This is a genomic window from Mycobacterium sp. (assembly GCF_035314665.1).
Taxonomy (GTDB): domain Bacteria; phylum Actinomycetota; class Actinomycetes; order Mycobacteriales; family Mycobacteriaceae; genus Mycobacterium.
Map to the genome: position 1 here is coordinate 1 of NZ_DATFZD010000241.1, position 21,992 is coordinate 21,992.

Genomic DNA, 21,992 nt, shown 5'->3' on the forward strand with positions numbered 1-21,992 from the left:
CCCAGGGCAGAGCGTCGTCGCCGACTTCGAAGTCGCCGATCGGTCTGCGACTCACTTCGGTGAAGCCGTGTGGGATAAACCCCTGGCCACGTAGCTCTGAATCAACCTCCCCGAATGATGGTTGGTTCAGATACAAAGTTATGAACGACACTTCGGTCTGAATCGCCACCGCCTCAGCAAGCTTCTCGTGGCCGCTTTGGAAGACAGACAGTTCGCTGCCCTGGATATCGATCTTGAGAAAGTCGAGGTGCTCAATCTCGGATATATCGTCAAGCCGGCGGGTTTCGACCGGAATGCGCTCAATCACCTCGCCGGACGGTTGGAGAGCCGGGAACAACCCCAGCGTCGCCGGGTCTGGTTCGAGCAGACTCGTCATTCCCGTTGCGTGACAGACCTTCAGAGTGCTTGAGCTGCCGTCGCCCACTGCGTATGGCAGATACAGCTCGTTCGGGCCATGCGTTAGTTGGAGCGCCAGCAATACCATCACCTGTGGCTCGAAGCCCGTCACATGACACAGGCCGGCGCTGAGCATGGGTAGGTAGGGTGGCTTGCCGCCGTCGAGGGGGTTCGCCCCTACGTCTACGACGTGGGTGAGGCGCGACGGTGAGAGCAGGTCCCGGACGGCGCTCAAATCAGTTGCTCCCGGCGCTAATTAGCGATGAGCCGGCTGCGTCGCACACTCTGAGGGATTGCACAGATTACGGCTAGCTGAACACGGTCTGACCGTCGGCATCGAGCAGATATTGCTCGGTGCCGTGTTCGACCCGCGGGGCATCGCCGGCCAACGCCACCGCGATTTTGTTGCTCGCATTGCGCATCACATCGAAGGTCAACTCGACGGCCTCGGCATCGGAGAAGTGCGCGCGCACCCCGGCGGCAACTCCACGGTCGATATGGCCCGGCGACCAAATCAACGCATCCGCATATCGCAGCGCCCCCTTCTGCCGGTCGGTCAGCAGGCCGGACGCCTCAAAGTGCTCGATGTCGCTGTACAGCGTCTCCGACCCGCCGGCATTCAGTGCCGTCGTCTCGCGCAGCGACTTGCACAATCGGCAATTGTGTTGAGTCGCACCGCGCAGCCGGACCACCTCGGACGTCAGCGCATCGAGGTCGCGCAACCGCGCCACCGTCGGCAGAAAACCGTTGAACACCGCGTCGGACGGGTCGGTGGCGTGATCCCAGGCGACCCGACCATCCACCCATCCCAGGTACCGCTGGCCGACCCCGAGGTTTTCCAGTCCGGCGCGAACTCGTGGGACGAAGTCGGCGATGTACATCTGCACGACGACGTCAAATGTGTTGTTGCCCAACGCAGACCACAACCGTGAGCGCTGCTCGTCGCCGATCATCGAGACGTCGACGCTGAACTGTTCGGCGAAGCCGGCTACCACGGCGTCGGCATCCGATTCCGGGCCGGTCACCGCTGCGTCGGCCGGAAGCGGAGGCAGCCCCAACGTCTGCGCGCAGACGCGCCGCACCAGTCCCGTCATGCGACCGTCGGCCGGCGACAACGCGACCAGCCGGGTCAGCTCGTCGTCACGCACCCTCGCATTATGTCGCCTGGCTCACCGACGACATGTGAAAGTCGGGAATCCGCAGCGATGGCATCGCCGTCCGGGTGACCCAGTCGCCCCACTCCCGCGGCAGCGTGCGCTCGCTGACGCCGGCCTCAGTAGCCCGTCGCAGCAGGTCCAGCGGGCTCTCGTTGAACCGGAAGTTGTTCACCGCCGCCGTCACCTCGCCGTCTTCGACCAGGTAGACGCCGTCGCGGGTGAGCCCGGTCAGCAGCATCGTCGCGGGGTCGACCTCGCGGATGTACCACAGCGTGGTCAACAGCAGCCCGCGCTCGGTCGCCGCGACCATATCGGTCAAGTCGGCATCGCCGCCCGTCATCACTACGTTGTCGGCGGCCACGGCGACGGGAGCCTCGAACTCGACGGCGGCGGCCCGCGGATAGGCCAGCGCGTTGATCACCCCGTCGCGGATCCAGTCGACCCGCTCGATGTCCATCCCGTTGTCGAAGATCGACAGCGTCTCCGACGAACTGGCGGTCGCCACAAAGGGCGTACACGCCAGACCGGGCACGGTCGGATCGGCGTACAACGTCAACGGTAGATCGGTCAGCCGCTCCCCCACCCGGGTGCCACCGTCGAGCGACGACAACGCGGTGCGGCCCTCCTGCGCGCCACGGCCGGTCATCGACCAGGCCAGGTAGACCATCATGTCGGCCACCGCCGACGGCGGCAGGATCGTCTCGTAGCGGCCTTCGGGCAGCTCGACGCTGCGCTTGGCCCAGCCCAGCCGCGTCGACAGCTGCTCGAGCATCAGATCCGTTGGCACATCGGCGAAATCGGGCGTGCCCACCGCCATCCACGCGCTGGCACCGTCGCGTTTGGCGTTGATTTCCACCGAGCCGGTGGGTTGGGTGTAGCGGCGCCGCAGCCCGCGCGACGTTGCCAGATACACCGTCTCCAGCCCGTGCCGGGCAAAGCCGTACAACTGGTCGCTGCCGCGGAAGCCGCGACTCAACCCCCGGGCGACATCGGCGAACACCTCGGGGCCGGTACCCGGCGTCGGCGCATCCCAGTCGGCCGGGGCGCCGTTGCCGCTCAGCAGCGGCGCCGCGTCGCGGGCATCCGGCGCGGACACCGCGGCCGCCTGCGACGCCGCGACCAGTCCCTCGATCACCGACGGATCGACCTCGGACGAGGTCAGCGAACCCACGCTTGCGGTATCACCTTGGCGGACAATGGAAATCACGGTCGTGCTGCGGGCGGTCGACGCGCCGTTGGTGGTCATCGAGTTGTTCGCCCATCGCAGCGACGCCGCGAGGCGGTCGGTGACCAACACGATCGTTTCGTCGGCCCGTCCCCGCCGCGCCGCGGCGTCCAGTGCGATGTCGACCACCTGCTGCGCCCTGATCACTGACCGGCCTCGATGCGGGCGTTGAGCACGTTGACCCCGCGGAACAGCGCCGACGGACAACCGTGGCTGACCGCGGCCACCTGACCGGGCTGGGCCTTGCCGCAGTTGTACGCCCCACCGAGCTGCCACGTCGACGGTCCGCCGACGGCCTCCATCGAATTCCAGAAATCGGTGGTGGTGGCCTGATAGGCGACGTCGCGAACCTGCCCATCCAGGCGTCCGTTGCGGATGCGGTAGAACCGCTGCCCGGTGAACTGAAAGTTGTAGCGCTGCATGTCGATCGACCAAGATCGGTCGCCGACGATGTAGATGCCGTCGTCGACGCGGGAGATCAGGTCAGCGGTGCTGCGGTCCTCGGGGCTGGGCTGCAGCGAAACGTTGGCCATCCGCTGAAGCGGAACGTGGTGCGGCGAGTCGGCGTACGCGCAGCCGTTGGAGCGCGGCAAACCCAGCCGCGGCGCGAACACCCGGTCCAGTTGATAGCCGACGAAGATCCCGTCGCGCACCAGATCCCAGCTCTGGGCGGCCACCCCGTCGTCGTCGTAACCGACACTGGCCAAACCGAATTCGACCGTCCGGTCGGCGGTGACGTTCATCACCGGCGAACCGTAACGCAAGCTGCCGAGCTTGTCGGGGGTGGCGAACGACGTGCCGGCATAGGCCGACTCGTAGCCGATTGCCCGATCGTATTCGGTTGCGTGGCCAATGGATTCGTGGATGGTCAGCCACAGGTTCGTAGGATCGATCACCAGGTCGGTCGGGCCGGGCGTCACGCTGGGCGCCTTGATCTTTTCGGCCAGCTGCGACGGCAGCTGCGCCAGCTCGTCGGTCCAGTTCCAGACCTCGTCGCCCGCCAAGACCTCCCAGCCGCGACCCATCGGCGGCGCCACCGTGCGCATCGAATCGAACCCGCACCCGCCGGTGTCGATGGTGACCACCTCCAGGACCGGTAGCAGCCGCACCCGCTGCTGAGTGATCGACGAACCGAAGGTGTCGGCGTAGAAAGTCTGCTCCTTGACGGTGTTGACGCCGGCAGATACGTGATCCACCCCGTCAGCGGCCAACAACCGGCCGGAGTACTCGTCGAGCACGGCGATCTTGTCGGGGGTGGTCACGGCGAACGGGTCGATCCGGTAGCTCGAGACCCAGTTGACGTCGCGGTACACCGGTTCGGCCGCCAGTTCGATGGGGTCGGTGTTCAGCGCGGCCAGCGTGGTGGCCACCCACACGGCGCGCCGCGCGGTGTCCACCGCGACCGTCGGTGACAGCTCGGCGTGCGAGGCGAATCCCCAGGTGCCGTCGACGATCACCCGGACGGCCAGACCGAGCTCGCGGCTCAGCACGGCGGTTTCCAACTCGCCGTCGCGGAGCTGGATGACCTCGGTGATGAGCCGGTGAATTCGCAGGTCGGCGTGGCTGGCACCGGCCGCGGTGGCCGCCGACAGCGCGGCGTCGGCCAGCTCGTGGCGGGGCAGGGCGAGGAAGTCGGCATCGATCCCCCGGTTCGGTGTCACGACACCCACCGTAACGACAGGCTTTAATACCCTTGTGGACCGCGGGCGCCGATCGACCGTGCTGGCGTATGCGTTGCTGGCCCCCAGCCTGTTCGGGGTGGGCATGTTTATGCTGCTGCCGATTTTTGTCGTGGCGTGGTTGAGCCTGCACCGATGGGACCTGCTCGGGCCGATCCAATATGTCGGAGATGCGAATTGGCGCTCGGTGCTCAGCGATTCGGCATTCGGCAATTCGCTTCTGGTGACGCTGCTTTTCATCGCGATCGTGGTTCCGGCTCAGACGGTACTCGGGCTGTTGGCCGCATCGTTGTTGGCACGCGATCTCCCCGGGAGCGGGCTGTTCCGCACGATTTATGTGCTGCCTTGGATCAGCGTCCCGCTGGCGATCGCGGTGCTGTGGCGCTGGATTCTGTCGCCTAGCGACGGCGCGGTGAGCACCGTGCTGGGACATCGCGTTGAATGGCTCACCGATCCCGGCCTGGCGCTGCCACTGGTCTCGGCGGTGGTCGTGTGGTCCAATGTCGGCTACGTCGCGCTGTTTTTCCTCGCCGGCATCCTGGCGATCCCGACGGATGTCAACTCCGCGGCTCGCATCGACGGGGCCAACGCCTGGCAACGGTTCTGGCGCATCACCTTGCCGATGCTGCGGCCTACCATGTTTTTTGTGCTAGTCACCGGAGTCATCAGTGCCGCCCAGGTTTTCGACACGGTGTACGGGCTGACCGGCGGCGGACCAAAACGCCACACCGATTTAGTCGCACACCGCATCTACGCCGAGGCATTCGGGGCCGCGGCGGTCGGCCGTGCCTCGGTGATGGCGCTGGTGCTGTTCGTCATCCTGGTCGGCATCAGTGTCGTCCAACATCTCTACTTCCGTCGACGGATCAGCTATGACCTCACCTAAATCACCCTCCGCGGTTCTGGTTTACGCCGGCCTGACGCTCGGCGCGGTGATCACCCTGGCGCCGTTCGCTCTTGGCTTGCTGACCTCATTCACATCTGCGCACCAGTTCGCGACGGGCACACCGTTGACATGGCCGCGGCCACCGACGCTGACCAACTACACCGGTTTGGCCGGCGCGGGGTTCAGTCGCGCACTGGCGGTGACCGCATTGATGACGGCGACGAGCCTGCTTGGGCAGCTGAGTTCGTCGGTGCTTGCCGCGTACGCGTTCGCCCGACTGCGTTTCCCCGGCCGCGACGCACTGTTCTGGGTGTACCTGGTAACGTTGATGGTGCCGTACAGCGTAACCGTGGTGCCGCTATATCTGATGATGGCGCAGCTGGGACTGCGGAACACGTTCTGGGCGTTGGTGTTGCCATTCGTTTTCGGCTCGCCGTACGCCATTTTCCTTCTGCGCCAACACTTCCGCGCGATTCCGGATGATCTGATCAATGCCGCTTATCTCGACGGCGCCAATACCCTGGATGTCATCGTGCACGTCGTGATCCCTTCCAGCCGGCCCGTGATCGTCACGCTGATGCTGATCACCGTGGTATCGGAGTGGCATCACTTCATGTGGCCGTTGGTGATCACCAGCGGCACCAAGTGGCAGGTGCTGACGGTGGCCACCGCCGCGCTGCAGTCGCGCTACAACGCCCAGTGGACCCTGGTGATGGCTGCGACGTTCGCGGCGATCGTGCCACTGCTCGTGTTGTTCGCGATCTTCCAGCGACACATCGTCCGCTCGATCGTCGTCACGGGGCTGAAATGAGGCGCCTCCGGTTCTCCACACTGGTCGCAATCGGATGGGTGCTGATCGCCGCATTACTGGTCGGCGCGGAAGTGCTTTTGAACGTTACGGCGATGCCGCCCAGCGGCAAGACAGTCGTAACTGTTCGACTGTGGGACCAGCAGGTCGCCAAGGCGTATCGGCAATCGTTCGCGGCGTTCACCCGGATGCACCCCGACATCGAGGTGCACACGGATGTGGTCTCGTACTCCACATACTTCAACACGCTGCGCACCGATGTCGCGGGCGGTAGCGCCGACGACATCTTTTGGATCTCCAACGCCTATCTCTCCGAATACGCCGACAGTGGCCGGCTGATGGACATCGGCGAGAACCTCAGGACGAGTGCCGCGGCATCGTGGGAGCCGTCGGTGGTCGAGCAGTTCACCCGGATGGGGACGCTTTGGGCAGTCCCCCAACTAACCGACGCTGGAATCGCGTTGTACTACAACGCTGATTTGCTCGCCGCCGCCGGTGTCAACCCCGCCGACCTGGCGGCGCTGAGGTGGAGCCCAGACGGGGGCGACACTCTGCGCCCGCTGCTGACTCGGCTCACCGTCGACGCCAACAGACGCACCCCGGCCACACCCGGTTTTGATGCCCTACGTGTCCGGCAGTGGGCTTACAACGCGGCCAACGATGCGCAGAGCATCTACCTGAACTACATCGGTTCGGCCGGAGGCGTGTTCCAGGACGGTGATTGCTTTGCGTTCGACAACCCCGGCGCGATCGAGGCTTTCAGCTACCTGGTCAGGCTGATCAACGATGACCACGTTGCGCCGCCGGCCTCGGACACCAACGACAACGGCGACTTCTCCCGCAACCAGTTCCTGGCCGGCAAGATGGCGCTCTTCCAGTCCGGCACCTATAACCTGGCGGCGGTGGCAGCCCAGGCCAACTTCCGGTGGGGCGTGGCGATGCTGCCTCAAGGCCCAAAGGGTCGAGTCACCGTCACCAACGGCATTGCCGCGGCCGGTAACGCCGCGTCCGCGCACCCGGACGCCGTGCGCCAGGTGCTGGCATGGATGGGCAGCAGCGAGGGCAATCAATATGTGGGCCGCCATGGCGGCGCCATTCCCGCAGTGCGGTCTGCCCAGGGCGCGTACTTCGACTACTGGGCTGCCAAGAAGGTCGACGTTAGGCCGTTCTTCGCGGCATTGAATGGAGCGCAGATCGATGCGCCTGGTGGCCCCAGCTTCGCCGCCGGAAATCTGGTCATCAAGCCGTATTTCGACGAGATGTTCATGCGCCGAAGCGACGTGTCGACGACCCTTCACCGAGCCCAACAAGCAGCCAACGCCGCGACTTGTCGCTAGCGGCGCCTAGTGGCCCAGTGGCACTTCCAGTGCGATCGCGGCGATGCACATCGCCGCGGTGAGCGAGAGTGCTAGCCAGTCGGCCAGTTTCGGCCGCGCCGGGGCAGCCGAGATCTGACCGGTGCCGCCGCGCGCGGTGATCGCATCACCCATCTCGTCGGCGCGCCGCAGTGTCACGGTGATGGCCGCGGTGATCAGGTCGATCAACTCCAAGGCCCGCCGCTTGTGACGAGCCCGGCGGGTTGACGCCACCGGCCTGGGCCGCAACCGCCGCGCGGCGTAGAGAATCCGGAATTCATCGATCATCATCGGGAAGGCGCGCAGCGCGAGCGCCAATGCGACGGCCCACTCGTCGACCGGGATCCGCAACAGGCGCAGCGGGCGGCCCAAAGTGGCTACCGCCGGAGCTATTTCGGCGACATTGGTGGTCCACGACACGATTGCTCCCAGACCCAGCAACACGATCGACAACGTAGTGATCCGTAGGAAATTCAACAGGCCACCGAATCCGATTGGCACGCCTGCCAATTCGACCACCGGACTGCCGCCGGCAAACGCCGCGGTGATGGCGCCTAACGCCACCAAAAACCACAGCCAGCGCGGTACCGACGGTAGCGCACCTCGTGGAATGCGCGCCATCCGAACCGCCGTCAGCACCAGAGCCGCCACCAGCCCTATTGCGATCCAGCCGGGATAGAAGGTCAGCAAGACGGAAATGCCGAAAACCACCAACAGTTTGGTACCGGCCCAAAGGTCGTGGATTGCCGACGTGCCAGGCACGGGACGGAGCAGCACCACCGCGCGGGTCGGGCGTTCGTCGCGTGTGGTCACGCCATACCTCCCGCCGTCGCGGCAGCGGGCTCCAGCACGCCGTTGCGTAGATCCAGAGTGCGCGGGCACAGCTCTTCCAGTCCGGCGAAGTCGTGGGATATGACCACGACGGTCAGCCCCTGCTCGCGACGCAGTTCTTCGAGCAGGCGCAGCAAGCCGCGTTGGGTGGATGCGTCCAGGCCGGCCAGCGGCTCGTCGAGGATCAATGCCCGCGGCGAGCGCGCCAGCAGTCCGGCCAGTACCACCCGGCGCATCTGACCGCCGCTGAGTTGGTCGATGCGCCGCTTGGCCAACGTGCTGTCCAGTCCCACCACGGCGAGCGCGGTTGCCACGCGTTCGCGGTCCTTCGGCGAAAAGCCTGCCGCCGAAGCCACTTCCAAGTCGACTCGGCTACGCATCAGCTGAAGCCGGGCCGCTTGGAACGACAGCGCCACGGCGCCGACTTGTTCATGGGTGGGTCGACCGTCAAGCAGGCAAGTTCCCGTCGTCGGCACCGTTAGCCCGGCCATGATCCACGCCAGCGTCGACTTTCCTGAGCCGTTGCCGCCGTGGATAAGCAATCCATCACCCTGGTGCACTGCGAAGCTGACATCGCGTAGCGCGGCCTTCGCCCACGGAGTCCCGCTGCCGTATTCGTGCCCGACGCCCGCCAGTTCCAGCACCGGTGCGCCGGAGTCATGTCCCGGCGCGGCGGTTGCTGCCGGCGCTGCCGTGGTCTCGACCATGTCGGTGTTATCCGCAGAACCGCTGAGATTGACTACGCGGTCAGCAGAATCGGCTTCGTTGTTGTAGTGGGTGATGTGAACCAACGCTGTCTGGTGCCGTTTCTTAAGGCTGGACAGCACGCCCAGCAGCGCATCCCGTCCCTGCTGGTCGACCATGCTGGTCACCTCGTCGGCGATGAGCAGTGCCGGCTCGCGCGCCAGTGCGGCGGCCACGGCCAGCCGCTGCAGTTCACCGCCCGAGAGGCTTCCGGTGTCGCGTTCCGCGTGCGCGTCAAGTCCAACCTCGCTCAGCAACCGGCCGACGTCGATCGCCGTCCCAGGCGGCAGACCCCACACGACGTCGTCGGCCACCCGGGTGCCCAACACCTGGCTTTCCGGATGCTGCATGACCACCGCGGTGCCGCCCAGCCTGCCCAGCCCCACCGCCCCGGGTCGGTCAACGGTGCCCGACGTCGGCTGCCGGCCGGCCAGCATCAGCATCAGTGTGGTCTTGCCTGAGCCGTTGGCGCCGGTGATGGCCAGATGTTCGCCCGGGTGCACGTCCAAGCTGAGCGCGGACAGCGCGTCGTGGTCGGAGCCCGGATAGCGGAATCGCACCTGGTCCAACCGAACTGGGACCGGCGCGATGGGCGCATTCTCGACCGGTGCATCCAGTTTGTGTACATCGGGGATACCGCGCATCCGCTCCAGCACGCGCGACAGCGCCCACCAGCCGATCAAGGACACGACCATGACGGAGACGATGCCGTGGGCGAGCAACAACCACGGCCAGTAATGCAGCGCCACGGCGAGGAACCACTTGAGACGGTCGGCGGCCAGTTCAAGGCCGACCGCTATGGGCCTGCTGGACGGGAAGGTGTGTGCATTCGCGAACCGCCCGATCGCCGTCAAGACGGCCGAAGTCCCATCGAAGTTGGCGGTGATGGCGGCGAATATCAGGTGCCGCAGCCGCGCCAGTGCTGCCAACGCGGCAACCGAGACCCCGCCGAGAAGTGCCCCAGCGACGAAGGAAGCGACGATCACCGTCCGGGTGCCCAGGCCCCTGCGTTTGACGACTCCGGTAAGGCCGCCGATATAAGCGCTGTGCACAACTGCCATCAAGCCGCCAAGACCCGCGATCAGAAATGCGATCACCCCGGCTGCGACCACCGCGGCGATCAGCGCGCGGATGCGATACCGGTAGGCCAGTAGCCCCATCGGCACCATGCCCAGCAGCGCCAATCCGCCCGCAAAGGGAACGATCACCGCGATGATCGCGGTCGCGGCGCACAGTGCCGCCATGACCGCCGACTGCGCGAGTTCGCCGGGTCGTAGCGATCCACCCCCTCGGGGCGTGGTCGCAGGGCTCGTCGCGCTCATTTCATCGATTGTGCCAGCTGTCCGTGATGTTCCCCGTCGCGAATGTGGCGGGTCACTCGAGATTGCACCATCGAAATTAGCCGGTTACGTGGTCTACATAGACCAGCTATGCAACTATGGACGGATGACTTCATCCGCCACCGCCGATCGGGGCGCGGCCGGGGAGGCCGGCGCCGGTCTGGGCGCGGATCTGCTCGCCGTCGTCGCCCGGCTAAATCGCTATGCCACCCAGCGCATCCAAATGCAGTTGCCGGCCGCGCAGGCCCGCCTACTGTCGACCATCGACGCCCAGGTCGAAGCACGGATCTGTGATCTGGCCGCCGTGGACCACTGCTCACAGCCGACGATGACCACCCAGGTGCGGCGGCTCGAAGACGCCGGCCTGGTCACCCGGACCGTCGACCCGTGCGACGCGCGGGCCGTCCGCATCCGGATCACGCCCGAGGGGATGCGCACGCTCAACCGCGTGCGAGCCGACCGGGCTGCGGTGATCGAACCGCAACTTGCCAAACTTGAGTCCGCGGACCGCCAGACGTTGGTGGATGCCGTGGCCGTACTGCGCCGAGTCCTCGAGGATGCCGCGCCGGCCCCGCGACCGGGCGCATCTCGGTAAGGGCTGGTCGCGGGCGAGCCTCGCCGGCGCCGACGTGCCTCCTGCGGTTCTCGTTGCATGATGGCGGGTAGAGAACCGTCACACGACCCAAGATAGGTGGGCGCGGAAGCGGAAGGGGGCGGCTATGCCGACGGAAGCATTCGCTTCCCCTCTGATCGTCTGGTTCGGGCCCAAGAAATACACCTTCCCCGTCGGCCGGGACGTGACCATCGGCCCCGACAGCCGGGCGGATATCCGTATCGACGGCACGGGCACCTCCACCTCGCCGACCCGCGTGGTGCTGCATCACAACGGCAGGCAGTGGATAGCCGTCGATCGCGGCGAAGGCGGCATCTACGTCGACGGCGTGCGAATGTCCACGGTTTTCATCCATGACGGCAGGGCGATCACCCTCGGCGATCCGCAGCACGGCGCTCGGCTGGTATTTCAGCTCGGCGCACCGCCGCCACCGCCACCGCGGCCACCCTGGGGTGGACCGCGCCCGGAAATACGGCCCCCACCCCGGCCGCCGCATATGCGGCCTCCACCGCCGCCGCCGCCCGAGATGCGACCCGCGCCGCCGCCCCCCGTTGTGCATCGCGGACCCGGCCAACCGGGACGGCCGCCCCCCGCTCCGCCCCCACCCCGGTCGGAACATCCGAAACGGCCGCCCGCTCCGCCCCCGCCTGCCCGGCCAACACCGCCGGGGCCGCACCGCGTCGATCCGCCGACGCGATTGGACCAGCCGGTGCCGCCCACCGCCCAGTTTCACCCGCCCGCGCCGCCCCTCGCGGCCTGGCCAACCCCACCGCCGCCACCCGGACCGCCGCCGGCCTCCTGGGCCCCGCCACCGCCGCCACCCGGAACGCCCTGGGCCCCGCCACCGCTGCAAGCTCAGCCGGGACCGGCGTTAGCCCCACCCCCTGCCCCGCGCAGGCGGAAGGCTTTCGTCGAGGCGCTGACCGGCGCGATGCAGAAACTGCGGCCGCAGCGCCCGGAACCCCGGCCGCACGAGGCCGCGCCGACCACTGCGCTGCCCCAGCCGGATGTGCCGGTGGAACCGGATGCGCCGGAGACCAAGGCAATTGAAGCCCCGCCGCCGTCACCCCCTCTCAAGGCCGGTCGCCTGGAGGCGCGTCAGGTGCGACTCACCGTCGATGGCGAGCAGGTGCTGGCCGAACTTTCCTTCACCGCTGAGCCTGGGACGCTCAGCACCGTCATCGGCCCGTCGGAGGTGAGCACGTCGGCTCTGCTCGACGTGCTGGGCGGAACGATGCAACCGAGCGTCGGCACAGTTCATTTCGACAGCCACGACGTCACGGACGCTCACCTGCGGCGACACATCGGAGTCGTGCCGCGCTTCGACCTGCTGCATCCTGCGCTCACTATCGAGCAGGCGTTAGGCTATGCCGCTGAATTGCGCTTACCGCCAAGCACTTCCGCTGATAACCGCCGTCAGAGGGTGGACTGGGCGCTCGGCGAGATGAAACTGAGCCTGCTGCGCACTATCCAGGTACGCAAGCTCACGGCCGAACAGCGCAAGCGCGCATCGATGGCGATGGAACTGCTCACCAATCCGTCCCTGCTTGTCCTCGACGAACCGACCACCGGACTCGACGCGGCGGCGGAACGCGAGATGACGGCGACACTGCGGCGACTCGCCAACGAGGGGCGCGTGGTCGTGGTGGCGAGCACCTCGCCAACCGACATCGACATCTGCGACCAGGTGGTGCTGCTCACCCGGACCGGCACCCCGGCGTTCGCCGGACCGCCCACGCAGATCGGCGCCGAGTTGGGCACGACCGACTGGGCGGAGATCCTCGAGCGGGTCAACACGGATCCCTATGGGGCACATGACGCGTATCTTGCCCAACAGCACGACGCGCTGCCGGAAGCGGAACCGCCGCACGGTCCGGTTGAACCGGCTGGGCGCCTGCACTTGTGGCGCCAATTCGCGATCGCGGTCTGTCGGCAGGGCTGGCTCATGGTTGGCGATCAGCGGTATTTCATCTTCCTGACCATGCTGCCGGTGCTGTTCGGCGCGATCGTGTTGTTGGTGCCGGGCAAGGCCGGCCTAGGCCCGGCGGACCCGTACGGAAACAGTCCCGACGAAGCCGTCGAGATCCTCGCCGTGCTCGTCATCGGCGCCGTCGTCGTGGGCACCGCGATGGGCATCCGCGACCTCGTCGGCGAACGGCGCATCTTCCGCCGCGAACAAGCCAACGGTTTGTCCGCGTCGGCATTCCTGGCCGGCAAGGTCGTCGTCTACAGCCTGATCGCCGTCGTTGCGACCGCCATCATGACCACCGCCGCGGTTGTGGGCAAAGGCGCGCCCACGCATGGCGCAGTCCTGCTCGGCCATGGCAAGTTCCAAGCCACCTTGGAACTATTCGTGGTGCTGGCCATCACCACCATCGTCTCGGCGATGGTCGCGCTGGCCCTCTCAGCGCTGGCCAGCCACTCCGAGCAGATCCTCTTGATTGCCGCGCTGATCGTGCTGATCTCGGTGGTGTTCGCCGGCGCGATGTTCCCGATCGACGGCCGGTTGGGCCTCGAGCAGATCTCGTGGTTTGTGCCGTCCCGCTGGGGTTTCGCCGCCTCGGCATCCACGGTCGACGTGCACGCAGTCAATGTGCTGGCGGTCGCCGACGATTCGTGGAAACACTCGACGGGCCGGTGGGTGGCCGACATGGCGGCACTGGTCGGCTTGGGCGTGGTGGCTACCGTGGCGCTGCGCTGGGGGCTCAGGCGGCCGGCGCGGCGCCGGTGATCGCTTCAAAACCGTTGTCAGACATAGCGTCTCACCCGTTGGCAATACGCCGCGTACGCTTCGCCATACTGTCGCCGCATGAACTCCTCCTCACGCAAAACTTGACGGTGGAAGAGCCAGGTGCCGGCGAACAGGTAGACCAGCGGAACCCAGTTCGGGAACACCAGGAATTGGCCGACGAGAACCAGAAACAGCGCGACGTAAATCGGGTTACGGCTCCAAGCGAACACCCCGGTGGTCACCAGCTCGTCGTGACGGTCGACGTCGATGCCAACCCGAAAACTTCTGCCGAACGAAATTAAGCTCGCCAGCATGACAAGTAAGCCGGCACAACACAATCCGACGCCGATCCAGGCCACAGCGGCGGACTGGAAAAACCTCACCCCGCCAAGCAACGGCCAATCGAACGCCGCGGCAAAGATGGTGTAGATATACAACAGCGCAACCGGCGGGATGAAGAAATCCGTCTTGTCGGTGCCGCCGAAATGCATTGCGTGCGTTCGCGCTCTGCTCAGCAGCACGACTCTGGTCAACACCATGCCGACCAGGAGGATAATCGTCGCAGCGGCTAAATATCCCGGCAAGGCACTGTTATCCGATCCCTCCGTCGACCTCATGCCAAAGCGCTTCGTAACACATGGCTGCCACGCTGTGCGGGGCGAACGCCGTCACCGGCGCCCGTTGTTCGGCCATCTGCTCGATGATCGACAGGGCTGGGATCGCCGTGTTCAAGATTCCCGCTCGTTCGGTCGGTAACTGTTCCACGAGGTCTCGGTGCAGCCGCTTGCGCCCGTCCACCATCGAGAAGAACGCACACACCCGCGGTTGGCGGCCGTCGAAATTGTTGACGAAGTCAGACAATTGATCGAACGTCCGCACCGACAGCGTGGCCGGAATCATCGGCACCAGGAGCGTGTCGACCGCATGCATGACGTTCTCCGACAACAGCGAAATGCTCGGTGGGCAGTCGAGGAACACCACGTCGTATTCGTCATCGAGCGGTCGCAGCAGCTGATGAATCCGGCGAGTCGGCCGCTTCATGTCGTCAAGCTGTAAATCCATATTGCGGTAGCGGAAATCGGCCGGCAGCAAGTCAAGCCCGTCGAAATCGGTGGCCTTGATGGCATCGTCGAGCGTTCGCGTGCCTTCCACCAGCGCTCGGCTGCCGCCCTTGACTTTGGGCCGTACCCGGAACAGGTACGTGGCCGCACCCTGCGGGTCGAGATCCCACAGCAGCACGTTGTATCCGCCTCGTGCGGCGAGATGCGCGAGGTTAACCGCGGCCGATGTCTTGCCGACGCCGCCCTTGATGTTGTACGTGGCGTAGATCTTCATCAGCGCACCAGCGCCTTCACTCGGGCACGATTCTCTTTGGCCAGGAACGGCTGCAGCCGGCCCACCAGTTCCCCTCGCGCGTTGAGCTGATGTGCGTCGAGTTGCGCGGCCAGTTCTCCCATCGCGAGCACGGTCGCCGGCGGTGCGGCGCCCTGTTCCATCATCACCGCGGCGAATTCCCGGACCGCCTCACGCTGGACTTCGCCATCCTGGAAGTCGCCGAGCACGTCCTGCAACGCCTTGAGCTCCTTGATCAGCGGACGATACGGCGCGTCGGCGCACACTGGCCGGAATACCTCGAGCAGATAGCGCAATTCCTTGCAGCGCTTACGAAGTTCGTGCACCTGCTCGCTCGGCGATTCGGCCGTAAGCCGTTTGCCGCGCCGGACGACCTGCCGGAACGCCCGCTCGATGCGCTGTCGGGCCAGCGCCGCGACCGCCGGGCCGCCGTCGCCGTCGGCGGCCACCTGCGCCAGCTCGGCGCGCCAGTCGCTCATCACTTGCTCGAAGCGCCGCGACCTCAGCCCGCGCACCAAGCGGCGGCGTTCCGCGGTGCGATGCCGAACCAGGAAAGACCGGAACGGGTCGAGGTCGCGTGGATCGGCCGAAGCGAGTCTGGCGGCCATGGTGTCGAGCTCGAGCAGATAGACGTCCAGATCACGCACCGGCGTGGTCAGATCACCGAGCCACTTGAATTCCGGCTTGAACCGCTCGGCCAAATTTGCGGGAAGCACATCACCGGTGAGCTTGAGAATCGAACGGGTACGCCGCACCGCCACCCGAAGGTCGTGCAGGAATTCGGTGTCGATCGCCGCGATCGTGCCGGCCACGTTGTCATCGATGGCGGCCGCAAACTGCGCGAGCACGTTCGCAACCGCCACCGGTGCGGGCGTTTCCGGACGCATTGGCGCCGTCAGGTTGTGCTCATGGTCGCTGGGACTACGAGTGGCAAGCGCCAGCGCGTCGTCGTAGGGCGTCGTTGTCGACGCCTTGAACCCATCGACGCGGCCCATGAGCCGGGCAATCCGGTCACCGTCTTCCTCGTAGCCGCGCAGCGGCTGGACCTGTAAACGGCTGATGCCGTCGTCGCCGCTTTCGGTGAGGAGACGGGCAACCGTTTTTTCGTCGGCGTTGAGCACCCGGCTTTCCCGCACCGCACGCTTTACGGTGACGACCGACAGCAATGCCCGCGGCGCAACAATCGGAGCCAGCGCGTCGCGTAGCCGCCCGGCCGGCAGGTCGTGCATCAGGGCCGGCCACTTCTTCGCGCGGGGTCCCTGCAACCGGCTGCCATCCGGAAACTGCATGACCAGTGGACCGTCGTCGAGGTATTCAAGGGATATCCCCGCCGCGTGCAGCCGCCAGTCGAAGGTGTCCAGCCAGGTGTGCGAAACAGCCTTTTCCGGTCCCGCGGTTATGGCGAATTTCGGCTGCAGAGCAGCCGCAACCGCCTCAATCTCAACCGCGCCCTGCTTGGTGAAGGCGCGGGAAAACGTGCCCATGGCGTACCTTCCCTTGGCCGCATGGTCGCGACCGATCGACAGATGATAGCCACCTTGGGTTAACGGAATGTTCATCTGGTTGCCCGGCCATCAAAAGTGTTGGCTGACCTCGCGGAGCTTACCCCGGCACTCCGAGCGTCGGGTTACCGTCGGGTATGACCACCACTGCGGAACATCTGCGCAACACACTGGACGGACGTTGGCGCGACGTGAAGAACCAGATGCGGGAGCAGTTGACCGACGAGATCTTCCGTCCGCACTACACACCGAACACGGTGATCGCCCGCACCAAGGTGGCTGAGCAGATGAAGATCATGGCCGCCGCCGGCGCGGCCGAGGACGGCTTCCGCAAGGAGCACGGCGGGAACGGCAACGTCGGCGCGGCGATCACGATGATCGAGATGCTCGCGATGTCGGATCTGTCCCTGATGGTCAAAGCGGGCGTGCAGTGGGGTTTGTTCGGCGGCGCCGTCGAGAATCTCGGCACCGAACGCCATCACGAGGCGTATGTGAAAAAGATCATCAACCTCGAGCTGCGCGGCTGTTTCGCGATGACCGAAACCGGACACGGCAGCGACGTCCAGGCCCTGGAAACCACCGCTGTCTACGACGCGGCCACCCAGGAGTTCGTGATCCACTCCGCCACTCCGACCGCGCGCAAGGACTATATCGGCGGTGCCGCCGAATCCGCCACCATCGCAGCGGTATTCGCCCAACTCATCACCACCGAGGATGGCGAAGAGGTCAACCACGGCGTGCACTGTTTCCTGGTACCGATCCGCGACGCGGACGGAAACGACCTGCCCGGTGTGACCACGTCTGACTGTCAGTACAAGGGTGGTCTGCCGGGCGTCGACAACGGCCGCATCGTTTTCGACCACGTTCGCGTTCCACGGGTGAACCTGCTGAACAAATACGGAGACGTCGCGGAGGACGGCACCTACAGCTCACCGATAGAAAACCCCAACCGCCGGTTCTTCACCATGATCGGCACCCTGATCCGCGGGCGGGTCTGCGTGGGTGGCAGCGCAGGCAACGCGGCACGGGTGGCGCTGGACATCGCCACCCGATATGCGTTGCAGCGCAGGCAATTCAGCGCACCAGACGACGAGGGTGAAGTGCTGATCATGGACTACCTGGTGCACCAGCGCCGGCTCTTCCCGCTGATCGCGCGATCGTATGCGTTGCAATTCGCGCAGAACGAGTTGGTGTCCAAGACCCACGATCTGCAGACCTCGGACGCACCCGACGCCGAGGAGCAGCGCGAGCTGGAGTCGCGGGCGGCCGGGCTGAAGGCAGCCAATACCTGGCATGCGTCCACGGCTATTCAGGAAGCCCGGGAAGCCTGCGGCGGCGCCGGGTACATGGCCGACAACCGATTGATCGCACTGCGCGCCGACACCGACGTGTTCACCACCTTCGAAGGTGACAACCATGTGCTGACCCAACTGGTGGCCAAGGAGCTGCTGACCGCCTATGCCGACGACGTCAAGAGCATGAGCCCGGTGGAATGGGTGCGGTTCGCGGCCAACTTCGCCGGTGAGCGGGTGCTGAAACGCACTGCGGCAGAGACGATTATGCAGACCATCGTCGACGCCCGGCAGGACAACGAAGAAGAAGGCAGCCTGTTCAACCGCGGCACCCAGGTCAAGATGTTCGAGGACCGCGAGGAATACATGATCGCCTCGGTGGCGCGCCGGTTGCAGGGCAAATCCAAAGAGATGTCGGCATTCGATGCGTTCAACGCCGTGCAGGATCACGTGTTGCACGCCGCGCAGGCGCATATCGACCGGGTGGTGCTGGAGGCGTTCGTTGCCGGGATCGACGCGTGTGAAGACGATGAGGCGGGCGAGGTGCTCAACCTGGTCTGTGATCTGTACGCGTTGTCGGTGATTGAGGATGACAAGGCGTGGTGGGTCGAGCACCGGTTCCTGTCCACCGAGCGCGCCAAAGCGGTCACTCGCGCTATCAACGACCGGTGCCGGTTATTGCGGCCTTACGCGCAAACACTGGTCGACGGTTTCGGGATCCCCGAACCGCAGCGATACGCCGAGATGCTGCATCCCGAGAAGCTGCCGGGCTGACCTACCGGCGACGTTAGATCAGCGCAAAGAAAAGGCTTCCAGGATCAGTTGAGCCATGAAAAGGTCACTCGGATGAATCAGCGACGAGCTGGAGTACGGCATCGCCGCTTACGCTTGGCTGCTCAGGGGCGTCTACGCGCCGCCGGCGTACGCACCCGACCTGGACGGGTAGCCCAAGTCACGCCGGCGGGGGCACATAGTTGCCCGCCGAATTGCGCAACTGCCAGAGCTGGGCAGGGCAGAAGATGTTTACCACGTTCGACGCGAGGTAGTTGGCCGCGTACTCGTCGTTGGGCCGCACGTCATTTTGCACGTCACCCATGACCTGGGCGTAGCTGGCCCTGCTGGTATCAGCCCAAGCGTTTCCGGCAATCGTTTAACTCTGGGTGAGCCGAACACGGCCCGCTGGCAGGCAGTTCGCCAGGATCAGCCGACGTTGGTTCCGCCCTCGGCGATCCGCCGCACGGCCCGCAGGAAGACGTCGATCTCCTCGAAGGTGTTGTAGAACGCGAACGACGGGCGAACGGTCGCTTCGAGCCCCAGGCGTCGCAGCGCCGGTTGGGCGCAGTGATGGCCCGCCCGCACCGCGATGCCTTCGGCGTTGAGCGCCTTGCCCACCTCGAGCGGCTCGTGCCCTGCGAGCACGAACGACAAGACGCTGGCTTTCTCGGTTGCCGTGCCGACAAGGCGGACACCGGGAATGTCGGCGAGCCGCGGCGTCGCGTACTCGAGCAAAGCATGCTCATAGGCCGCGATCCGGTTGATATCCAACCGCTCCACGTAGCGCAGCGCCTCGGCAAGCCCGACCGCGTCCGCGATGTTGCCGGTACCGGCCTCAAACTTCGTCGGCGGCCCTTGATACAGCGAACGTTCCGTCGTGACGTCGGCGATCATGTGGCCACCGCCCTGCCACGGCGGCGTCTCGGTGAGCGCTTCCTCGGTGCCATAGAGCACGCCGATTCCGGTGGGGCCGTAGATCTTGTGTCCGGAGAAGACGAAGAAATCCGCGCCGAGTTCGGCGACGTTGACCGGCATGTGCTGGATCGACTGGGCGCCGTCGATCAACACCCGCGCGCCGTAGCGGTGACCCAACTCGACGATCTTGTCGACCGGGACCACCGTGCCCAGCGCATTGGAGACCTGGCTGGCGGCTACCAACTTGGTCCGCGGGCCAAGCAGTTCCTCGAACTCCGAAAGCAACAGGTTGCCCGCGTCGTCGATCGGAGCCCACTTCAGGATCGCCCCTGTTTTCTGTGAGATCAGTTGCCAGGGAACGATATTGGCGTGGTGTTCCAAGTGGGTGATGACGATCTCATCGCCGGGTTGCAGGTGCTTGCCGCCCCAAGCGTGCGCCACCAAGTTGATCGCCTCGGTGGTGCCACGCAAGAACACGATGTCGTCGGCCGTTGGCGCACCGATGAATTCGGCTACGGTGTCGCGGGCCTCCTCGTAGGCGTCGGTGGCCCGGGCCGCCAATTCGTGCGCGGCGCGATGGATGTTGGAGTTCTCGTGGGCGTAGAAATGCGACAGCCGATCGATCACGACTTGCGGCTTCTGGGTGGTCGCCGCGTTGTCGAACCAAATCAGCGGCTTGCCGTTGACGGTCTCCTTGAGGATCGGGAAGTCGGCCCGCACGGCGTTGACGTCGAACACCTCATGCTCGTCGGGCAACGAAGGCACCGGGTCGGCAGCAGTCAGAAAGTGATAGTTATGATCGTCGCCGCCCGGCGCGTCCGGAGCGGCCAACCCGGTGGGAACCGTGTCAGACCAGCCGAGATCGGGAACCGACGGTGCCCCGGGGAGCCACTCGACACTCGAATAAGGCAAAGAGCCACGCGGTGCCACCGGAACGGTCGGCGCCGTTCCGGCCAGCACGCCGGGCACCGTCGGGACGATGCCCTCGGTCGGCACCGCGAAGGCGCTTAGGTCAGCGATGCCCGGCGGCAGATAAGGATCGGCGACGCTTCCGATGGTCTCGGCGGCCGACGGCGCGGCGGTCGTGTCGGGCACGTTGCCGCGCGGCGCGACCGGCACGATCTGCGGCGGAGGTTCGGGTTCGGGAGACGTCGGAGCCGGGACATAGATGTCCCCCGCGCCCACCAGCGGTACGGGCGTGGGATACAGGTCCGCGGCGCCGGCCGCGGTCTGTCCGGCCGACGCGGCGGCAGTCGTGTCCGGTGCGTTGCCTCGCGGGGCGACCGGCACCGACTGCGGCGGGCTATCGAACCCCGGCCGGATGCTGACCGCATACAGCTGGCTGGCCAGCGCAGCGAGTTCCGCAGCGCTGATGGGCAGGTCGCTTTCGCCGTCTACCGCTCGGTGCTCACTTCTTGTAGGCATGGAATTGGTCCACGGCAACGTCGTCGAGCACGGCCAGCGCATCGTCAGTCAGTACTGCCAACGATGTGTAAAGGGTGACCAGATACCTCGCGATCGCCGATTCGTTGATGCCGGTGAACCGAACCGAGAGCCCCGGCGCCTGCTCGCCGACCAGGCCAGGTTGGAACAGCCCGACCACGCCCTGGCGCTCTTCGCCGGTGCGCACCAGGATGAACTTCGTCTTGCCCTTCTCCACCGGCACCTTGTCCGACGGGATGATCGGGATCCCGCGCCAGGTGATGAATTGGGCGCCGAACAGGCTCACGACGACGGGCGGCACGCCGCGGAAGGTGGCCTCACGGCCGAACGCGGCGACACCCAGCGGGTGCGTAAGAAAGAAGCTGGGTGTTTTCCAGACCTTGGTGATCAGAGCGTCAAGGTCGTCGGGCGTCGGGGCGCCGCCGAGCGTTTGGATGGTCTGCTCGGGAGTCGCCTGGGCAAGCAGCCCGTACTCGGGGCTGTTGACCAGTTCGGATTCTTGGCGCTCTTTGATCGTCTCGATGGTCAGGCGCAGCTGCTGTGCGACTTGGTCGTGCGGGCTGGAGTAGAGGTCAGACACCCGGGTGTGGATGTCCAGCAGGGTCGAGATCGTCCGCAGCGTGTACTCGCGAGGGCTGGTCTCGTAGTCGACGTACGTCTCCGGCAGCGGCTCTTCGGTGCCGCCCCCGCCCTCTTCGGCATGAATCGCGACCCGCTCGGGGTTGACCACCCGGTTGACCCGGTAAATGCCGGCTTCCACCGGCACCCAGCTGAGCAGATGAAGCAACCACCGCGGGGTGATCGTCGAGAGTTGCGGAACAGTCTTTGTCGCGCTGGCGAGCTGCCGGGCAGCGAGATCGCCGAGTGCCTGGGACTCATTCTGAGCAGACGTCATCGTGGTCCTTCCGTGCTTAGCCGAATTCTGCAGCGGTGACCGGTCAGATCCAT

Annotated in this window: 18 protein-coding genes; 6 read left to right on the forward strand and 12 right to left on the reverse strand. The window is 65.8% G+C overall.

The genetic code is table 11. The annotated features are described in order from the left end of the window. The 4 genes from VKI00_RS17550 to VKI00_RS17565 all read right to left on the reverse strand — a co-directional run. Positions 1–532, reverse strand: a 532-nt coding sequence (locus tag VKI00_RS17550; protein WP_324439560.1) for an FkbM family methyltransferase, incomplete at its 3' end; no start/stop codon positions are given. A gap of 172 nt (positions 533–704) precedes the next feature. Beyond that, positions 705–1,490 (reverse strand): carboxymuconolactone decarboxylase family protein, encoded by a 786-nt coding sequence (locus VKI00_RS17555; protein WP_324439617.1) that lies wholly within the window; start codon positions 1,488–1,490, stop codon positions 705–707. Between the two features lie 61 nt (positions 1,491–1,551). Next, positions 1,552–2,925, reverse strand: coding sequence for a TldD/PmbA family protein (locus tag VKI00_RS17560; RefSeq protein ID WP_324439562.1), 1,374 nt, complete (start codon positions 2,923–2,925; stop codon positions 1,552–1,554). Further along, positions 2,922–4,439, reverse strand: coding sequence for a TldD/PmbA family protein (locus tag VKI00_RS17565; protein WP_324439564.1), 1,518 nt, complete (start codon positions 4,437–4,439; stop codon positions 2,922–2,924). The genes VKI00_RS17560 and VKI00_RS17565 overlap by 4 nt, the downstream gene beginning before the upstream one ends. Positions 4,440–4,473: 34 nt before the next feature. On the opposite strand from VKI00_RS17565, the gene VKI00_RS17570 reads away from it, so the two are divergent. Genes VKI00_RS17570 through VKI00_RS17580 form a run of 3 tightly spaced genes read left to right on the forward strand, consistent with a single transcriptional unit; the run spans position 4,474 to position 7,488 of the window. Then, on the forward strand, positions 4,474–5,343 hold the full coding sequence (locus tag VKI00_RS17570; protein ID WP_324439566.1) for a sugar ABC transporter permease: 870 nt from the start codon (positions 4,474–4,476) through the stop codon (positions 5,341–5,343). Then, complete coding sequence (locus VKI00_RS17575) at positions 5,330–6,154, forward strand: carbohydrate ABC transporter permease (protein ID WP_324439568.1); 825 nt, start codon at positions 5,330–5,332, stop codon at positions 6,152–6,154. The genes VKI00_RS17570 and VKI00_RS17575 overlap by 14 nt, the downstream gene beginning before the upstream one ends. Continuing rightward, positions 6,151–7,488: a sugar ABC transporter substrate-binding protein gene (locus VKI00_RS17580; RefSeq protein ID WP_324439570.1), complete on the forward strand. Its 1,338-nt coding sequence runs from the start codon at positions 6,151–6,153 to the stop codon at positions 7,486–7,488. The genes VKI00_RS17575 and VKI00_RS17580 overlap by 4 nt, the downstream gene beginning before the upstream one ends. A gap of 6 nt (positions 7,489–7,494) precedes the next feature. Here the strand turns inward: VKI00_RS17580 and VKI00_RS17585 are convergent, their stop codons facing one another. Together VKI00_RS17585 and VKI00_RS17590 are read right to left on the reverse strand one after the other, a co-directional pair. Further along, positions 7,495–8,319, reverse strand: a complete 825-nt coding sequence (locus VKI00_RS17585; RefSeq protein ID WP_324439572.1) for an energy-coupling factor transporter transmembrane protein EcfT — start codon at positions 8,317–8,319, stop codon at positions 7,495–7,497. Further along, the gene (locus tag VKI00_RS17590) at positions 8,316–10,403 is read right to left on the reverse strand and encodes an ABC transporter ATP-binding protein (RefSeq protein ID WP_324439574.1); all 2,088 of its coding nucleotides are present in this window, start codon (positions 10,401–10,403) and stop codon (positions 8,316–8,318) included. The genes VKI00_RS17585 and VKI00_RS17590 overlap by 4 nt, the downstream gene beginning before the upstream one ends. A gap of 124 nt (positions 10,404–10,527) precedes the next feature. Here VKI00_RS17590 and VKI00_RS17595 point away from each other — a divergent pair, with 124 nt between their 5' ends. Further along, on the forward strand, positions 10,528–11,016 hold the full coding sequence (locus tag VKI00_RS17595; RefSeq protein ID WP_324439576.1) for a MarR family winged helix-turn-helix transcriptional regulator: 489 nt from the start codon (positions 10,528–10,530) through the stop codon (positions 11,014–11,016). A gap of 124 nt (positions 11,017–11,140) precedes the next feature. After that, complete coding sequence (locus tag VKI00_RS17600) at positions 11,141–13,765, forward strand: ATP-binding cassette domain-containing protein (protein ID WP_324439578.1); 2,625 nt, start codon at positions 11,141–11,143, stop codon at positions 13,763–13,765. Positions 13,766–13,782: 17 nt separating this feature from the next. Here VKI00_RS17600 and VKI00_RS17605 read toward each other — a convergent pair whose 3' ends face one another. From VKI00_RS17605 to VKI00_RS17615, 3 genes are read right to left on the reverse strand one after another with little or no spacing between them, the layout of a single operon-like run. Beyond that, positions 13,783–14,304 (reverse strand): isoprenylcysteine carboxylmethyltransferase family protein, encoded by a 522-nt coding sequence (locus tag VKI00_RS17605; RefSeq protein WP_324439580.1) that lies wholly within the window; start codon positions 14,302–14,304, stop codon positions 13,783–13,785. Positions 14,305–14,356: 52 nt separating this feature from the next. Beyond that, positions 14,357–15,100: a ParA family protein gene (locus tag VKI00_RS17610; protein ID WP_324439582.1), complete on the reverse strand. Its 744-nt coding sequence runs from the start codon at positions 15,098–15,100 to the stop codon at positions 14,357–14,359. Next, on the reverse strand, positions 15,100–16,602 hold the full coding sequence (locus tag VKI00_RS17615; protein ID WP_324439584.1) for a CHAD domain-containing protein: 1,503 nt from the start codon (positions 16,600–16,602) through the stop codon (positions 15,100–15,102). Before VKI00_RS17615 ends, VKI00_RS17610 begins: the two co-directional genes overlap by 1 nt. 155 nt (positions 16,603–16,757) lie before the next feature. On the opposite strand from VKI00_RS17615, the gene VKI00_RS17620 reads away from it, so the two are divergent. Next, positions 16,758–18,686, forward strand: coding sequence for an acyl-CoA dehydrogenase (locus tag VKI00_RS17620; RefSeq protein ID WP_324439586.1), 1,929 nt, complete (start codon positions 16,758–16,760; stop codon positions 18,684–18,686). A gap of 178 nt (positions 18,687–18,864) precedes the next feature. On the opposite strand, the gene VKI00_RS17625 is transcribed toward VKI00_RS17620, so the two are convergent. From VKI00_RS17625 to VKI00_RS17635, 3 genes are all read right to left on the reverse strand, one after another. After that, positions 18,865–19,008 carry a hypothetical protein gene (locus VKI00_RS17625; protein ID WP_324439588.1) on the reverse strand — a complete coding sequence of 48 codons (144 nt, stop codon included), beginning with the start codon at positions 19,006–19,008 and terminating at the stop codon, positions 18,865–18,867. 104 nt (positions 19,009–19,112) lie between these two features. Next, complete coding sequence (locus VKI00_RS17630; RefSeq protein WP_324439590.1) at positions 19,113–21,026, reverse strand: family 2A encapsulin nanocompartment cargo protein cysteine desulfurase; 1,914 nt, start codon at positions 21,024–21,026, stop codon at positions 19,113–19,115. Further along, complete coding sequence (locus tag VKI00_RS17635; protein ID WP_324439592.1) at positions 21,010–21,939, reverse strand: family 2A encapsulin nanocompartment shell protein; 930 nt, start codon at positions 21,937–21,939, stop codon at positions 21,010–21,012. The genes VKI00_RS17630 and VKI00_RS17635 overlap by 17 nt, the downstream gene beginning before the upstream one ends. Between the last annotated feature and the right edge of the window lie 53 nt (positions 21,940–21,992).

Excerpts from the sequence above, each read along its gene's own strand:
- VKI00_RS17595 (WP_324439576.1), top strand. The coding sequence starts at position 10,528 with ATGACTTCATCCGCCACCGCCGATCGGGGCGCGGCCGGGGAGGCCGGC.
- VKI00_RS17575 (WP_324439568.1), top strand. The coding sequence starts at position 5,330 with ATGACCTCACCTAAATCACCCTCCGCGGTTCTGGTTTACGCCGGCCTG.
- VKI00_RS17615 (WP_324439584.1), bottom strand. The coding sequence starts at position 16,602 with ATGGGCACGTTTTCCCGCGCCTTCACCAAGCAGGGCGCGGTTGAGATT.
- VKI00_RS17605 (WP_324439580.1), bottom strand. The coding sequence starts at position 14,304 with ATGGTGTTGACCAGAGTCGTGCTGCTGAGCAGAGCGCGAACGCACGCA.
- VKI00_RS17610 (WP_324439582.1), bottom strand. The coding sequence starts at position 15,100 with ATGAAGATCTACGCCACGTACAACATCAAGGGCGGCGTCGGCAAGACA.
- VKI00_RS17555 (WP_324439617.1), bottom strand. The coding sequence starts at position 1,490 with ATGACGGGACTGGTGCGGCGCGTCTGCGCGCAGACGTTGGGGCTGCCT.
- VKI00_RS17620 (WP_324439586.1), top strand. The coding sequence starts at position 16,758 with ATGACCACCACTGCGGAACATCTGCGCAACACACTGGACGGACGTTGG.
- VKI00_RS17635 (WP_324439592.1), bottom strand. The coding sequence starts at position 21,939 with ATGACGTCTGCTCAGAATGAGTCCCAGGCACTCGGCGATCTCGCTGCC.
- VKI00_RS17625 (WP_324439588.1), bottom strand. The coding sequence starts at position 19,008 with ATGGGTGACGTGCAAAATGACGTGCGGCCCAACGACGAGTACGCGGCC.
- VKI00_RS17630 (WP_324439590.1), bottom strand. The coding sequence starts at position 21,026 with ATGCCTACAAGAAGTGAGCACCGAGCGGTAGACGGCGAAAGCGACCTG.
- VKI00_RS17600 (WP_324439578.1), top strand. The coding sequence starts at position 11,141 with ATGCCGACGGAAGCATTCGCTTCCCCTCTGATCGTCTGGTTCGGGCCC.
- VKI00_RS17590 (WP_324439574.1), bottom strand. The coding sequence starts at position 10,403 with ATGAGCGCGACGAGCCCTGCGACCACGCCCCGAGGGGGTGGATCGCTA.
- VKI00_RS17580 (WP_324439570.1), top strand. The coding sequence starts at position 6,151 with ATGAGGCGCCTCCGGTTCTCCACACTGGTCGCAATCGGATGGGTGCTG.